Origin of the sequence: Paenibacillus plantiphilus, from assembly GCF_927798095.1 — a bacterium.
GTDB classification, from domain to species: Bacteria; Bacillota; Bacilli; order Paenibacillales; family Paenibacillaceae; genus Paenibacillus_Z; species Paenibacillus_Z plantiphilus.
This window is the reverse complement of sequence record NZ_CAKMMF010000005.1, coordinates 126,867-140,497: the sequence shown is the minus strand read 5'-3', so window position 1 is coordinate 140,497 and position 13,631 is coordinate 126,867. Positions and strand designations below refer to the sequence as shown.

Below are 13,631 nucleotides of genomic sequence, written 5' to 3'. Positions count from 1 at the left end.
TTCTCTCTGTTTGTCATAGCCCGTAATAATGAAATTGCAAGAATGAACAAATGGCTGCCACATTAATGGCAGCCATTCTGTTCAATCCCTAGCTTTTCAACTTTTCGTATTCGCTCTTCGTTAATCCATATACAAATTCATCAAAGTGCTGCCCATTGGTATAAATCATATTCCTCAGTTTTCCCTCTTGAACGAATCCAAGACGCTCATGAAGTGCAATCGAGCTTTCGTTAAAAGCATAGACATGTGCGGTTACTTTCTGGTAACGCAACTCTTCGAAATAGTAGCCTACAAGGATTTTAACTGCTTCTGAAGCATATCCATTTCGCCAGTGCTCTCGAAAAATTGCTATGCCATATTTGAAAGTCCCATGCCGGGTATCACAGCTATGAGTACTAATACTACCAACGAGTTCACCGTCAAGTGTCTCGATTGCGAGCATGATGTTATCACCATTTGGACCTTTAGACGCTTGCTGCTCAGCCCAACTCTTCGTACCTTCTTCTGACCTTGGAAAATAGATCACATCGCAACGTCTAGCACATTCAGAATCAAAATCATTCTTGGGAATATTTCCCAGTCGGTGTGTAAAACTGCGCGCAATCTTATTTTGTTGCCGGACCAGATATTGTTATTCATATAGACCCTCCTACTTCATTTGTTTCACTCCCTGTCCCTCCCAAGAGGGATGGTGGAGATCTTGCACGAGGATCTATATTTCTAATTAGGACTACATGGTTCTCATTCCTTTCCAACTCCTATTTTATACCATAAATATAAATTGCGGAGAACGGAATTCTGCAAAAAAAGCTGCCCTTACTTGTGATACGGTTCTCCCCTCTTCATGCTTTGGTAAAGCACTGAACGCACTTTTCCCATCGTCTTCCGTAAACCAGAAGACGATGTTTTTTATGCTCTTGCGGTCAGCTTCAACTATGACTCGTCTGCACTCATTTAATTCCAATTCCAAAGCCTCGGATAAACGATTATAAAGCTCAGCTTTAATCTTCTCTTCATAATAGTCCGCATCCTGCTTCTTTTGTTTCTCGATGAGCTTCTTCTTCTATGGGTTGTTAATCCTACAGCTATACCATTCAGACCTAGTTCTTCAAGCTAAATTCAACTCTCCGCAATTCTACTGAGTTAGGTTCAACTTAATGTATCTAAGTACGACGCGCATATACGTAATTATATAAGAAGCCACTCCGAATTGTGGGTGGCTTCTTTTGTATTAACATATTACTTAATTATAATCTTGTAGCTTCATAAACGAATTGTTGATTCCCATCGCTGGGTATCTTCCCGAACTCAAAATTAGCAGATACAGTTACGTCGGTAAAACCGATACTTTCTAGAATAAACTTAAACTCTTCCACTCCGTACCAACGCTTTGCAAAACGTTGTAATTCAGTTTGGATTAGTTTTCCGTTACGCCACTTTTCATACTTTATATAGTCTACTCTGTATTGATTAAAGAATAAATCAGCTTCGACACACTTTCCTTCCATAGTGATAATATCACCATTTGGTAAATGGAATGTCGATGAACCGCCCCAGTGTCCATTATCGGAACTGTTGTAATTATTGCTGGGTAAATGTAGGTCTAGAATAAGACGCCCGCCTATTTCCAGATGATCGTACAGTCGCTTTAAGACTTCCTTCGCTTCAGACCGTTGTTCTATTAACAAAAATGAACCGCCAGGAATAATGATCGCTTCATATTTGCTGGGCAATGCAAGTTCCTTTAAGTCAGCTTGATATAAATTTGGTTTAAAGCCATGAACTTCACAACGCTGTCGGCATGAATCCAACATCTCAGAAGAGTAGTCTACTCCGTCGACAAGAAGACCCGATTTAAGAAGCGGAATAGTGACACGACCAGAACCGACCATTGCTTCTAGGACTCGTCCCTCACAATGTTTAAGTCTTTCTTGATAGTATTCAATATCCCCACTAAAGGACTGCCCTATTTTCTTGGTCAGGTCATAAACCTCTGTGCAAAGTTCACCGTAATAACTAAAAGACATATAATATTTACCCTCCGTGGTTTTAATTTTTTGCACGGAAGGAGATAGCTTAAATGGTTATCCCTTCCGCACCTCTAAAATAACTGTTTTTCCAACGAATTGAATTGTTCTCACCATAATCACTCACTTTCTAAGTAGGATAAAACCAATATATTATACCAGGAAAATATTAGCAATAGCAGAAATGTTTTAAACACACCAATATCTCAACTCTCCGCTTTACCACTACTTGTGATAAGGTTCACCGCACCGGCTGAAACGGCATGCCTTAGGACTATCCGCAAAGGTTAACCCTTCTTCACCTTGCTATCCTTTACATACCCGAAAAACGTCATTTTGCCGTTTTCATTCTCAGCAATACTGTACAGATTGATCTGGTCAGAATATCTGCGAGCAAATCGCCCTGCACCTACCGGGTAGATCTCAATATGAAGATTACCAGAGAATCTCGTAAAGTATAATTTTCCGTTAATAAGTTCTACTTGGATCTTATCTTTTAAGTATGTTCCGCAATAATACTCTTTAAGCTTGCTTTCGCTGATGAGAATCTCCTCGTGTTTTGCTGGAGCCTCTGTATCAACATCATGCAGTATATCTGAAATTGCATTACCCAGTCTGTACGGATTGATAGCTTCATTATTTGAAAGAATGATGATACAAATATCTTCATCGAAATAATTCTGCATATATGTGCTTATCCCAAGGTGATCTCCATCATGAGAATATCTGTCTGTGCCGTAAACATGATGATGTTCCAGTCCATAGCAGTAATTGTTTATATTCTCGTTGAAAAACCTACTATACGTTTTTTGCGACAGCATTTTACGATCTCGCAAACAAGTATACCATTTGTACAAATCACCGCTGGTTGAGGTGATGGCGCCTGCACCGATGCTAAATTTCTCGTTATAATACGAAGATTTGATAGTTGCATCAAAATCTTTCACATAATTACTAGCTCTGTTTTTAATAGGTTTACAGCCGTCATCAATATCGCTGTTCATCATATTCAAGGGCAGAAATATGTGGTGTCGAATATAATCTTCATACTTCTCTCCTGAAACATGTTCAATCATCCATGCCAGCAAATTATAGTTTGAGTTATTGTAATCGTATGCCGTGCCCGGTGGCTTTGCAGGCTTTTTATTAATGTACCGCTGGAAGAAATCGTTTCGCGAATAATCCATTCTGTTGTATCCAGCAAAAAAATCATTTTCAAAATCATGAAAATTATATAATCCTGAAGTATGCGATAATAAATGATGTACAGTGATCGACTCGTCAATCTTCATATCAGCAGGGAGATACAATTGTGCAGACTTATCGATGTCCAGCATTTCCTTTTCCCAAAGAAGCATAATCGCAAAGGCAGTAAACTGTTTTGACATTGAAGCGATTGAGAAGCATGATTCTATATTGTTTTTAATTCCAAACTCGATACTTGCATAGCCATATGCGTTTTCAAAAAGCACTTCGCCTTTTTTCATGACTTGAACAACGCCATAAAAATCCCACAATCTCAGATATTTGTTAATGTGTGCTTCCAGTTTCAATCGTATTGCTTGCACCAGATCTCCCCCTCACAAAACATGACGCTACTTGCGATACGGTTCACCGCGCCATTTATGACGGCAAGTCATTTTGCTTCGTTTTTGTTCCGAATCTTCTTGTAATTTGATTAATACCGTGACTTACAAAAAAGCTCAATACGATCCCTCCGGTGGCTACAACCAAAAATTTCGTCATCGTCGACAACTCCGTATTTTCCAATACGTATTGTAAGCAAACCACTATCGGAACATGCAGAACATACACCGTAAATGCATTCCTTGCTAACATACTCGTCATCCAATTCGTTCGGTTCCCAAGCTCACGAAAGGCATATAGTAAACCGATACTTAAGCCTAAGCAAAGAAATGTTTCATAGAAAGAGTAACCCAAAGAAGCCCCATTAAACCCACCCTTCGAAAGGAAAGGCACCCACCCCGCATACCGGAACACCATCAGCGCAACCCCGACCGCCAACCATGTGATGCCTACGGCATGGCTTAATGAATGTAACCAGTTGTTCCTGTAAGCCAGTATTCCTGCTATGAAAAAAGCGGCATACTGAGGAACATGAGCAAATTCGGTTTGTATGAATCCGAGAAAACCGGTCCACTCGTCAATCGGATGCAGAATTCTGATAGCAAATGTCGCCAAGGCCACCAAAACACCAAACAGAACCACCGCGCCTGTACTTGGCAGCTGTTTCACAAGCCTTTCTAATGGGCGTTTTTTCCACAACAGTCGAATTACGCTGTATAGGACAGCATAAACTAGCAGGTGCTCAATAAACCACAAATGCGCAAACTGCAGATCGGGCCAAGAGGGCCCTGTCCAGCCTTCCGGCTGTACACCCAATCCTAAGTAAATATTCGTATAGTAATTGTAAAATGAAATGCTCTCATACCCTCTAAAGTTTATATAAAAAGCGTACATTAACACCGGAATTAAAATGAAGAAACCTAAAAGCAGCGGGAGACCTAGCCTTTTTAATCGTTCCTTAATAAATAGAGCAGGTCCCTTCTTATCGAAGGAGGAGGGGACGAAATAAGCGGAAATGAAGAAGAACAGACTCATAAAAAAAGCACTATTAATAGAAAAGAAGGTCCCCAGGTTAATCGCTTCCTGATGGCTCTGAAAGTACCAAAAACCGTCAGAACCCCCATAGGGTTGTCCCGCATGATGCGCAACGACTAAACATATGAGTGCCACTTTAAGACTATCCAGAAAAAAAAGCCTAGTATTCAACTGGTTGCACCTGCTTCCTCAATGATAAATCAAGCTTCCAAGTAATAAGCCTGCGGGTACCAAACGTGCATAATCTGAATTTCCAGTATACGTGACAGCTAACAAAAATCGGCTTTCGACCCTTTCAGCACGTCGATCCTAAGTACGTTTTTACCTGCATAGTAATAATATTACACTAAACATAGATAAATCCTTCTATATTTCATAAATTACATCGCAAGGAATCCTAACAGGCTCTCCAAGAACTTAAAACCAATATAATACAATTTGTAACATAACATAGTTGATAACATTATTCACTATACAACTGGAGAATATTACTATATAATTTTTATTGAAATATACTACTATTTCGGAGCGTGAGATTTAGGAAATCCACATTACCATTACTAAAGGAGAGAAAAAATGAAAAAAACTTGGGTCTTAGTCTTGATTATTGCCTTCCTGATGGTAGGATGTTCAAGCAACAACGGAGAAAAGAACACAAACACAGGGGCGAAAAACAACGCCGAGACAAGCAATAACACGGCGACTAGCAAAAACACGGAAACAAGCGGTGCCACAGAAAAGGGCGAAGTGTCCATCGTCTTCCCGGCTTCCTTGAACGAAAATGGGGACGTTGCAGGCATGACCGCCGAAGTGAAAGAAGCAGGCGCTACGAACATTGTAGAGAATAGTAACGGCAGCGTAACTGTAGCCATATCTCAGGAAAATCTTGATAAACTGCTGGAAAAGTATAAATCGGAATTGTCGACCATGATTGAAGGTATACATTCGAACGCAAACACATCTTCCATCAAGGATCTGACCTACGATGAAGAGACGTTCCAGGAATACAGCTTAACGGTTGACAAAGCCGCTTATGAATCTGAGGAGAGTTTGGATGGACTAGTCGTCTTCGGACTTGCCATGCAAAGCATGATGTACCAGGTCTATTCGGGAGTAGCAGAAGCAGACATCAAAGTTACTTTCAACTTCATTGATGCAAGCACCGGCGAGGTTTTCGAAACGACGGTTCTGCCTGAAGCAACACCAGCGCAATAATAGCCTCTCTGCCGCAAAGGCCCGCTCTTCCTAACGGAAGACACGGGCCTTTGCTCTGTTCTGAAACACGTTGCCATCTTTCATGGATTGGTCAACGAATGCATTCCCGTAACCCCGGACCGGGCTCCCGCATAGACTAACCCATGTTAAAGCACAAACGGAGGTTCTCCCATGAATCCACAACCTGCTGTAAAACCCACAATGAAGCCGATTTATCAATGCGAGCCCCATATTCATCAGACGATGCAGTCCGTTAAAGATCAGTTGCACCAGTTATGCCGGCATCATGCTAAGCGACTAGTCAGAGTCGAGACCGTAGACGGCGATGTCTTCGAAGGGCACATCGTGCATTGCGATAGAGGCATCGTATACTTGCGCCTCTCGAACGAAGGTTCCGAGCGAGGTTTCTTCCCAGGCCCCCCTCCTCCCCTTCATAACAACTTCGTGCTGCCTCTAGTTTTGTTTAACCTGCTTACCATCTCGCTGCTCTGAAATGCAGCGTCAGCCAACTACCTAAGGAGTGATGAACTTGGCCTTTACGCCTCCCTTCGGACAGCAAGGCGGCATGCAGCCTCCCTCTTCCCCGCCTCCGCAAACGATTCCCCCGCGGCCCGCAACTTCGACTTTTGCCGTTGATCCGGGCGCCATCTCTAGGTGCCTTTTCCGTAATACGTATATTTGGCCGAGACGAGGACCTGGTTTTTGGTTCTTTCCGACATTCGTCGGCCGAACGTCGGTCGCAGGCTTTCGCTGGACCGGTTTCTTCTGGATATTCTCCGGAATTGACCTCAATAGCATCGAATCGTTCTCGTGCTTCTAATGACACAGTAACGCCTAAATCTAGAAGGCTTTTTATGTAGGAGCTGCCGCGGCATGCTCCTTCATTGATGTTCTTACCACGCTACTCATCGATGTATTTGTTGCGTTCCATTGTAATACAACCCTGCCCGTTTCAAAAGGAGATGAGTGCACCTCCAGCAACTTTGAAAATTTTAGCGCTCACCAATTTTCTCCAATACAGCTATTCACCCTACTTATGATACGGTTCACCGCGCTGTCTGTAACGGCAAGTTTTCCGCAGTTTCTAAACACAAAAAGAGCCCCATTTAGGGGCTGAAATAAATTACATTCTAAATGCTCTTTGTCTTTGGGAATTGCTTATATATACTTTCTAATGTGCGAAATTTACATGAATTTTCATAAAAATAGCCTCTTCCTTTGTTTGCAGCCTCGTATAAAATCAATGCACTAGCTACAATAGCCGAACGGTTACTTTTAATATACTGGTACTCTGCCTCTAGCAATGCTCTATACTTCTTGTCATGGCTATAATTTTCAAAATCAACATATGTTAATTCACTTTCAAGAATAGGTATCATACAGTTAAATTTAATTACTGCAACTGGATCCTCTTCAGGATCATCATAAACTTTGAAAAAACCTTTGTTCTTTTTCTTGAATTTTGGTTTGTATGAGGATAAGGGGGCATAATATTTATGTCCCTCCAACTCCATCAATATACCAATGTATGGTCGTAGTTTGCCTTTTTCGTTAAGCTGGACACCATTGTCGTGACTATGTAGGAAATTAATATAATCATCAGTAATACAATAAAACTTTAACTTCTCGATCTCCCCAATTTCACTCATCCTGCTCTCTCCCCATAAAAAAAGAGCGCTAGGTGCGCTCTTTCTCACGCTCTATGGTGGTGAGCACCAACTTTACAACTCGCCCTTAATTTGGTGGCGAAACACCATGACTAACTATACCCAGTTTAACATTAAACCCAGCACACTTCAATAAAATTGTATCTAAGGCGGCGAGTCTCCATCACCAGTAGTACTATGTGTATCTTAGATGTGAAAAATACTATGAAATCCGGAACCACAATTACCCAAATCTGAATAAGCCTTTTTTAGAAGGTGAACATTAATTCTGTATTTGATATTATATTCAAAATACCCTTCATTGATACATCTCTATCGCTAAAAATTATTGTTGTTTCTAAACACTCTGCTAATCAACTTGCTGCCCTTATTTATGTTCCTCCCGTCAACATTGTAGCTTCTACCTTTAGCTCAACTTTCCGCTTTACCACTACTTATGATACGGTTCACCGAATCACTCTAAAGCGAAATCTAACATCTCACATGCTTGCGTTTGAAGCCGGTCTGCCCTTTTTCGATCGCCTTTTGAATAGTAGCAGAAGCGTCCAAGAGCTTGTTTTTGGCGGCGGCTTGTACCGGACCTACTTCCTTCGCAGTCTCGACCGCCTTGTCATGGAGCGGCAGATAGGATACCGCCACAGTGTAGAGGAAATTGTTCATTGCATACTTGGTACGTTCGGGAGCATCATGAATCGTATTTTTTACAAGCTCCAGCATATCGGCAATTTTCCCTTCCGAAAATTCACTGTCCGGACGGTTGCCGAGCAGCCAGCAGTAACAGCTCCAGCCCGCCGACATTCGCAGCTCTATACCGCTTGCAATCCACTTATCGGCAACCTCTTGCGCAATATCCGTTTCTGCCAACGTTACTGCCACCACATAATCCGATAGCATATAAAAATAAGCGCCGTCGATCCACCGTTCAAAATCCGTCTCCGTCATTGCTTTCGGGTCCGCGATCACCCCGGCAAAGTACATGGCATCGTAATTCCCTGTCGCATAGAGCTGATCGGCCAATGGTTGATTGTGTTTTATTTTCTTGAAGATGGGCTTCATCTGGCCTGTAGCCACGCCAAATAGCGGCTCGTGGGCGCCATTGGATAGATATATCTTCTTCGTTCGTTCCTTGCCGAGAGCTTCAAGCTCTTCCATAACAGTGTCCAGATTCATTGTTCGCACTTCCTTTTCTGAGTGGTTTGTCATTAAGGACAAAGCTGTCTTAACTTGAATATAACATAAAGCGGCCTTAATCCACTGCAATCAGGACCAAGACCGCTTGATTTTGTATTTAACGTGAAAACCGACCTCTCCAGCTTCAGAGAGATCGGTGATAGGAATAGGGAGCACCTTGCGGTGGTTAAGCTTTCTGACTCACAAGCTGGCTGAGACCCTCCGCGAGTGGCGTTGCCGGCCTGCCGAGAAGCTTCTCGAAATCATTGCTCTCGATCTCCAGGGAGCCCTCGCGAATGCTTTGCTGAATGCCTACAAGAATGGGAATTACGAATTCTGGTACGCCAGCACCCTCCATAATGTCAGCATAGACGCTATCCTCGACATGCTGCACCGGCACTTCCTTGCCCAATACAGTGCCCAGAGCGGAAGCCAGTTCATCCTGCGTCAGCAGCTCGCCGGACAACTCATAGACGGTATTCTCATGACCGTCCCCTGTCAATACAGCCGCCGCTGCTTCCGCATAATCCTGCTGCAGCGCCCAGCCGGTCTTGCCAGAGCCCGCAGAAGTCACCCAAGGCGCTCCTGCCATCACACCTTGAATGCCCGCAGTCTCGTTCTCCAGGTACCAGTTATTACGCAGGAACGAGTAAGGAATGCCCGTTTTCAGTATCGCTTGTTCCGCAGCTTGATGTGGTGGGGCAAGGAACAATTTACTTTCACTGGCATTCGCCACGCTAGTATAAGCAATAAAATTTACATGTGCGCGTGCAGCTGCTTCTACCGCATTCGTATGCTGACGAATTCTCGTTTCGTTATCTCCATCTGCCGAGATGATCAGAATCCGGTCGATCCCTGCGAAGGCCGCATCCAACGTTTCCGGACGGTCAAAATCTCCTTGCCGAACGTCTACTCCTCGGTTGCGAAGGGCTTCCGCTTTCTCGGGATTGCGGACACTAACAGCCAACTGACTCGCCGGTACGGATCTCAATAGCGTTTCAACCACTTTCGCTCCCAATTTCCCTGTTGCGCCAGTAACTAAAATTTTCATGAATGTTTCCTCCATGTCTTGTTGTAATAGTTTTAGTTATAACAATATTAGTTACAACTTAGGTATATAATAAAAGCTCCCTGGAGAGCTTTTATTTATTCGAACTTGCTGATCAGTTGATCCAACGTCGTTCCTGCCAGCCGCTGTTCCATAGCGGATTGCGCGTCTTTCAATTCTGCTTGAAGGACTTGTTCGATATTTCGTCCCACAGGACAGTTGATATTGGGGTTCTCGTGAATGCGGAACAACTGGTTCTCTTCCGTCACATTCACAGCACGATATACATCAAGGAGTGTAATCCGGTCGAGATCCTTGAGCAAGGTAGCTCCTCCTACCCCAGGACGAACATCCACTAAGCCTGCTTTCTTTAGCATCCCCATAATTCTTCGGATTACAACCGGATTAGTGTTTACGCTCCCCGCGATAAAATCCCCGGTGCAATCGTTCGGACTCACAGCAATCAGAGACAGGGTATGCACTGCAATAGAAAAGCGCGTACTTATTTGCTTCAATGTCATCACCACCGTTGTAACCAGTATAGTTATATCGAGGCGCGATGTCAATTCCACCTTTCTATTTTACAGGTGCATTCCATGTGCCTGGTCTCCGAACAACAAGCTCACATCGGTCAGCCAAACAGCAACGATGGGGAAGCATTCTGGGCAGCCAACCCCCCGATATTTCTTCTGTTGTGATGAGTGCTTTAAGCTGTGACAGATCACTTGCTCATGACCTGTCACAGCCCTCAAAACGTTTCCCCGAGCAGCCTCTACTCAAGTCCAAACTGCGTTTTCGTTTGCAGTTTGTCTCCAATGAATACGAAGTTGGCGCTCGCTCCAACGCCTCCCTCGCCTTCATACATAACACCGATTCCATACATATCGCTGCCCTTTTCGCCGCTCTCTGTGATTACTTCGCCTTCGCCGCCGACAATATCGGTCACTTCCTGATAGGTCATTCCATTATTGATTTTGGCGTATTGCTCTTTCGTGATCTTTATTTTATCCGAAGACTCTGAATTTCCATTTGTCGGCTGCGTCGTTGATGGGGTCGTCGAACCTCCCGCTGGTTCGGTCCCTTTGTCGCTGTTCGAACTGCTGCACGCTGCCATTGTGACCATAAGACAAATTACGATTGCTAAACGAATGATTTTCATTATGCCTCCTCATGGTTATGCGATGATATTATATCCAAATAAAATTATATTCGATCACATTTACCAATTGTCAGGTGCAAAATAACTATTTTCTACACGATTATGCCCGACCTACTATGCGATGCCCTTGGCAAGCCTCCTCTATTCTCTCAGGCGAAAAGGTTGATAGATCTCCTTCTTGGAATATGTTAACCTTTCTCGGCCCGAAGCTGAGCATAAATACCGGCGTGTCCATACAATGCTGCCATTGCGGTACTTATGACCATCTTCTTGGGCGGGCAGCAACTCTTGAAGAATCTCATTGTCGATCCGAACCGTCCCCGCAAGAGGGATTGGCGAATAGAGGCGGCATGTCAGCGTCAAGGTATTATAATCAAAGTCTGCTCTCACGATAATATCGCCCTCATGCGAATTGCGCAGCTTCAGATCTTTGCGGCCGTATGCGTAGGTGGCATCGCCTCCGAGATGGATGAATCGCGATTCTCCCCACATGTCAGCGCTATGATTGTGCTTCTCTAGAATGGAGAGATTGGCTTTCAATGCCGCATCGAATATTAAAGAAGCAGCCGCACACACGCCGCCGCCATTCGCGAAGGTAACCTTGCCATTAATAATAACTGGACCCTCTTGGAATCCCAGCTCGCCCGGGGTATCCTTATAAAACCTTCGGAGAGAGAAAATTTGGTTCGGTTCGAGCCATACCCCATCCATGAGGGTGCATGCCGTATGCATGTTATGAAAACGACGCCTGTTAATCTCTTCATCCCCATCCCAACGAGAAACCTGGATGATCGATTCCGAGAGGACTATATAACTCGATAACTCATAATCTGCATTCGCTTTTCGGGTTGTCATTTGAAATAACCAGCCTCGCAGCAGACTTCTTATGTTGTCTACGAGCAGCCTTGCGGGCATCCATCTGGCTTGAGTGCGATCACGACGTCGGAGCATCACCATCGTCCCCCTAAGTAAATTTTTCCAATTAATATTTTCTCTACCACGTTTAAAAATCCTCTTTGCAAACCTCTTTATTATTGAAAATTTTGCTTTTCTGAACAATAAATGTCCGAAACCGAGCATTTGTGACTTTTTCCTAAGACTGTTATAGGAAATCTAGCAGATCGTTCTATCGCCTTCTCAGGAAAATCGCTGAATTCCCCCGAATTCGGCTAAATATGGCCTCCAATTCGGATTCATGCAAAATCCATATATGATACTATAACAGTGTCTCTACTAACGGCTAGCCCAGCTGCGGAAGACATGAGTCCAACCTTTACCCCGGTGCTAACAAAACGCGGTTGAAGAATGACTAGAGAAAGGTGGTATTTCATGCAGAAGCGTTACTCTTTAGAAGCAGCAATTCCAAAAGTAGCTGAGATGCTCCGTGACAAAGGGTTAAGCATCGCCATCAACTCCGGCAACGAGCCTAACTATCATCTCATTGTGAATAGCGAAGATAGAGCTGCCCGCATACGGATCTGCCATTTGCAATTTGACGAAAACTATAACAACTCAGCCTTGCCTTATCAGGTTTACAAAATCAAAGCTTACCCGAATGGGAAACGCGATAGCTTTACATTGCGCTCTGTCGATTTTGTTGTCGGCTATAACCCTCATGACGGGTCCTTTGCATGTGTCCCTGCCCATATCTTTAATAATCAAGGGATAGCATGCATCCATCAAAAAGAAGGTCTGAGGCATGAATACTACAATTCATGGGCAGAGCTTAACAGCTTTACCATACCCACCGTCGTACAAAGGCAACAGACAAGCCGGGAAGGCTACGATCCCAAGACTGGCTCCGATTATGAGTTTCATCGGGATGTAATGGAGGAGGATGATTCCGTAGAAAGACTGATGATCATGCTGGAGCATGGTACCGTATCCGATGAAGACAAGAAGGAACTGATACAGCGTTTTCGCACAAACTACCCGCAAGTAGATAAATGGCTCAATCAACGGGCAGACGACAAGCCGAATGACGAATGGAGCAGGCGATTCGGTATCTAGAGAAGAAGGACAGGGAAAGCTCTCAGATATGAATGAAGCCCATCCTCCACTGGATGGGCTTCCTCATTTTGAACAAAACTTCGATGCTCTTTATCCCTGAATGTTCCGTCTGGCATCTTGCTCTGCGATAATTTCATTGTCTTCCGCGTTATCCCTCGTCACTTTCTGAACACCTATGGCGCTATATGAGATCAACAGAATAACAGCTATGTAATACCCCTTTACATTTAACTCAAATGGAGCGTTGTACAGGCCAATAAAGAACATCGCATACCCGATAATCAAACCGGCAACAGCCATCCCTGTGAAAGCTCCTGTGTTCCTCATCCGGTGTTTCGGGTTATCCAAGCGAATTTCTTTATCTTCTGTGTTGTCTCGAACGACCTTCTGCATCACAATACAGGTGATTGTAATCAATACCATGCAAAGCAGATAATACCCTTTCACGTTCAATTCCCAATCGGCGTTGTACACGCCCAGACAGAACAGAAAAAGACCTGCGCCTAATGCAAAATACGATGCCGCGGTGAACGCAGCCGTGTTCCGTTTGCGATACCTCTGATTCATCTTGCGGTTCCTCTCCCTATACAAAATAGAATGGCGGCTATATCCTTCTCCACTATACCGTGGAACATCGATTTATTTCTACCCTATATTAGGATACTTTGACGAAATTTTAGGTATTTTCAACTAGACGCACATGAATGATGGCT

14 protein-coding genes and 1 pseudogene are annotated in these 13,631 nt (G+C 43.8%); 3 read left to right on the top strand and 12 right to left on the bottom strand.

The features are described 5' to 3' along the window. Nucleotides 1-88: 88 nt before the first annotated feature. The 4 genes from L6H65_RS05985 to L6H65_RS05970 all read right to left on the bottom strand — a co-directional run bounded on the left by L6H65_RS05985 (nucleotide 89) and on the right by L6H65_RS05970 (nucleotide 4,820). Nucleotides 89-526 carry a GNAT family N-acetyltransferase gene (locus tag L6H65_RS05985; RefSeq protein WP_236339589.1) on the bottom strand — a complete coding sequence of 146 codons (438 nt, stop codon included), beginning with the start codon at nucleotides 524-526 and terminating at the stop codon, nucleotides 89-91. Nucleotides 527-1,247: 721 nt separating this feature from the next. Further along, nucleotides 1,248-2,027, bottom strand: coding sequence for a class I SAM-dependent methyltransferase (locus L6H65_RS05980; protein ID WP_236339588.1), 780 nt, complete (start codon nucleotides 2,025-2,027; stop codon nucleotides 1,248-1,250). A 287-nt stretch (nucleotides 2,028-2,314) separates the two neighbouring features. After that, entirely contained in the window at nucleotides 2,315-3,595 is a 1,281-nt protein-coding gene (locus L6H65_RS05975) for a serine hydrolase domain-containing protein (RefSeq protein ID WP_236339587.1), read from the bottom strand. 55 nt (nucleotides 3,596-3,650) lie between these two features. After that, nucleotides 3,651-4,820 (bottom strand): acyltransferase family protein, encoded by a 1,170-nt coding sequence (locus tag L6H65_RS05970; RefSeq protein WP_236339586.1) that lies wholly within the window; start codon nucleotides 4,818-4,820, stop codon nucleotides 3,651-3,653. Between the two features lie 405 nt (nucleotides 4,821-5,225). On the opposite strand from L6H65_RS05970, the gene L6H65_RS05965 reads away from it, so the two are divergent. Together L6H65_RS05965 and L6H65_RS05960 are read left to right on the top strand one after the other, a co-directional pair. Then, nucleotides 5,226-5,864: a hypothetical protein gene (locus L6H65_RS05965; protein ID WP_236339585.1), complete on the top strand. Its 639-nt coding sequence runs from the start codon at nucleotides 5,226-5,228 to the stop codon at nucleotides 5,862-5,864. A gap of 171 nt (nucleotides 5,865-6,035) precedes the next feature. Beyond that, nucleotides 6,036-6,356: a hypothetical protein gene (locus tag L6H65_RS05960; RefSeq protein ID WP_236339584.1), complete on the top strand. Its 321-nt coding sequence runs from the start codon at nucleotides 6,036-6,038 to the stop codon at nucleotides 6,354-6,356. Between the two features lie 638 nt (nucleotides 6,357-6,994). On the opposite strand, the gene L6H65_RS05955 is transcribed toward L6H65_RS05960, so the two are convergent. The 6 genes from L6H65_RS05955 to L6H65_RS05930 all read right to left on the bottom strand — a co-directional run bounded on the left by L6H65_RS05955 (nucleotide 6,995) and on the right by L6H65_RS05930 (nucleotide 11,859). Next, nucleotides 6,995-7,513, bottom strand: coding sequence for a type III toxin-antitoxin system ToxN/AbiQ family toxin (locus L6H65_RS05955; protein WP_236339583.1), 519 nt, complete (start codon nucleotides 7,511-7,513; stop codon nucleotides 6,995-6,997). A gap of 489 nt (nucleotides 7,514-8,002) precedes the next feature. Next, the gene (locus tag L6H65_RS05950) at nucleotides 8,003-8,701 is read right to left on the bottom strand and encodes a DNA alkylation repair protein (protein WP_236339582.1); all 699 of its coding nucleotides are present in this window, start codon (nucleotides 8,699-8,701) and stop codon (nucleotides 8,003-8,005) included. A gap of 187 nt (nucleotides 8,702-8,888) precedes the next feature. Then, entirely contained in the window at nucleotides 8,889-9,752 is an 864-nt protein-coding gene (locus L6H65_RS05945; RefSeq protein WP_236339581.1) for an SDR family oxidoreductase, read from the bottom strand. 95 nt (nucleotides 9,753-9,847) lie between these two features. After that, entirely contained in the window at nucleotides 9,848-10,270 is a 423-nt protein-coding gene (locus L6H65_RS05940) for an Rrf2 family transcriptional regulator (RefSeq protein ID WP_236339700.1), read from the bottom strand. 251 nt (nucleotides 10,271-10,521) lie between these two features. Continuing rightward, on the bottom strand, nucleotides 10,522-10,908 hold the full coding sequence (locus L6H65_RS05935) for a hypothetical protein (protein ID WP_236339580.1): 387 nt from the start codon (nucleotides 10,906-10,908) through the stop codon (nucleotides 10,522-10,524). Between the two features lie 141 nt (nucleotides 10,909-11,049). Further along, a complete protein-coding gene (locus L6H65_RS05930; protein ID WP_236339579.1) occupies nucleotides 11,050-11,859 on the bottom strand; it encodes a VanW family protein in 810 nt (269 codons plus the stop codon). Nucleotides 11,860-12,237: 378 nt separating this feature from the next. Between L6H65_RS05930 and L6H65_RS05925 the strand changes: the two genes are divergently transcribed. Further along, a complete protein-coding gene (locus L6H65_RS05925; protein ID WP_236339578.1) occupies nucleotides 12,238-12,918 on the top strand; it encodes a group I intron-associated PD-(D/E)XK endonuclease in 681 nt (226 codons plus the stop codon). 90 nt (nucleotides 12,919-13,008) lie between these two features. Here the strand turns inward: L6H65_RS05925 and L6H65_RS26680 are convergent, their stop codons facing one another. Beyond that, nucleotides 13,009-13,311 (bottom strand): YiaA/YiaB family inner membrane protein, encoded by a 303-nt coding sequence (locus L6H65_RS26680; protein ID WP_371877669.1) that lies wholly within the window; start codon nucleotides 13,309-13,311, stop codon nucleotides 13,009-13,011. Beyond that, nucleotides 13,303-13,485, bottom strand: a pseudogene (locus L6H65_RS26675) (YiaA/YiaB family inner membrane protein); the annotation flags it as partial. The gene L6H65_RS26680 and the pseudogene L6H65_RS26675, both read right to left, overlap by 9 nt. Nucleotides 13,486-13,631: the final 146 nt, after the last annotated feature.

What these genes read in the sequence shown, in the direction of transcription:
- L6H65_RS05965 (WP_236339585.1), top strand. Translation starts at nt 5,226, where the DNA reads ATGAAAAAAACTTGGGTCTTAGTCTTGATTATTGCCTTCCTGATGGTA.
- L6H65_RS05945 (WP_236339581.1), bottom strand. Translation starts at nt 9,752, where the DNA reads ATGAAAATTTTAGTTACTGGCGCAACAGGGAAATTGGGAGCGAAAGTG.
- L6H65_RS05980 (WP_236339588.1), bottom strand. Translation starts at nt 2,027, where the DNA reads ATGTCTTTTAGTTATTACGGTGAACTTTGCACAGAGGTTTATGACCTG.
- L6H65_RS05940 (WP_236339700.1), bottom strand. Translation starts at nt 10,270, where the DNA reads ATGACATTGAAGCAAATAAGTACGCGCTTTTCTATTGCAGTGCATACC.
- L6H65_RS05935 (WP_236339580.1), bottom strand. Translation starts at nt 10,908, where the DNA reads ATGAAAATCATTCGTTTAGCAATCGTAATTTGTCTTATGGTCACAATG.
- L6H65_RS05925 (WP_236339578.1), top strand. Translation starts at nt 12,238, where the DNA reads ATGCAGAAGCGTTACTCTTTAGAAGCAGCAATTCCAAAAGTAGCTGAG.
- L6H65_RS05950 (WP_236339582.1), bottom strand. Translation starts at nt 8,701, where the DNA reads ATGAATCTGGACACTGTTATGGAAGAGCTTGAAGCTCTCGGCAAGGAA.
- L6H65_RS05930 (WP_236339579.1), bottom strand. Translation starts at nt 11,859, where the DNA reads ATGCTCCGACGTCGTGATCGCACTCAAGCCAGATGGATGCCCGCAAGG.
- L6H65_RS26680 (WP_371877669.1), bottom strand. Translation starts at nt 13,311, where the DNA reads ATGCAGAAGGTCGTTCGAGACAACACAGAAGATAAAGAAATTCGCTTG.
- L6H65_RS05960 (WP_236339584.1), top strand. Translation starts at nt 6,036, where the DNA reads ATGAATCCACAACCTGCTGTAAAACCCACAATGAAGCCGATTTATCAA.
- L6H65_RS05955 (WP_236339583.1), bottom strand. Translation starts at nt 7,513, where the DNA reads ATGAGTGAAATTGGGGAGATCGAGAAGTTAAAGTTTTATTGTATTACT.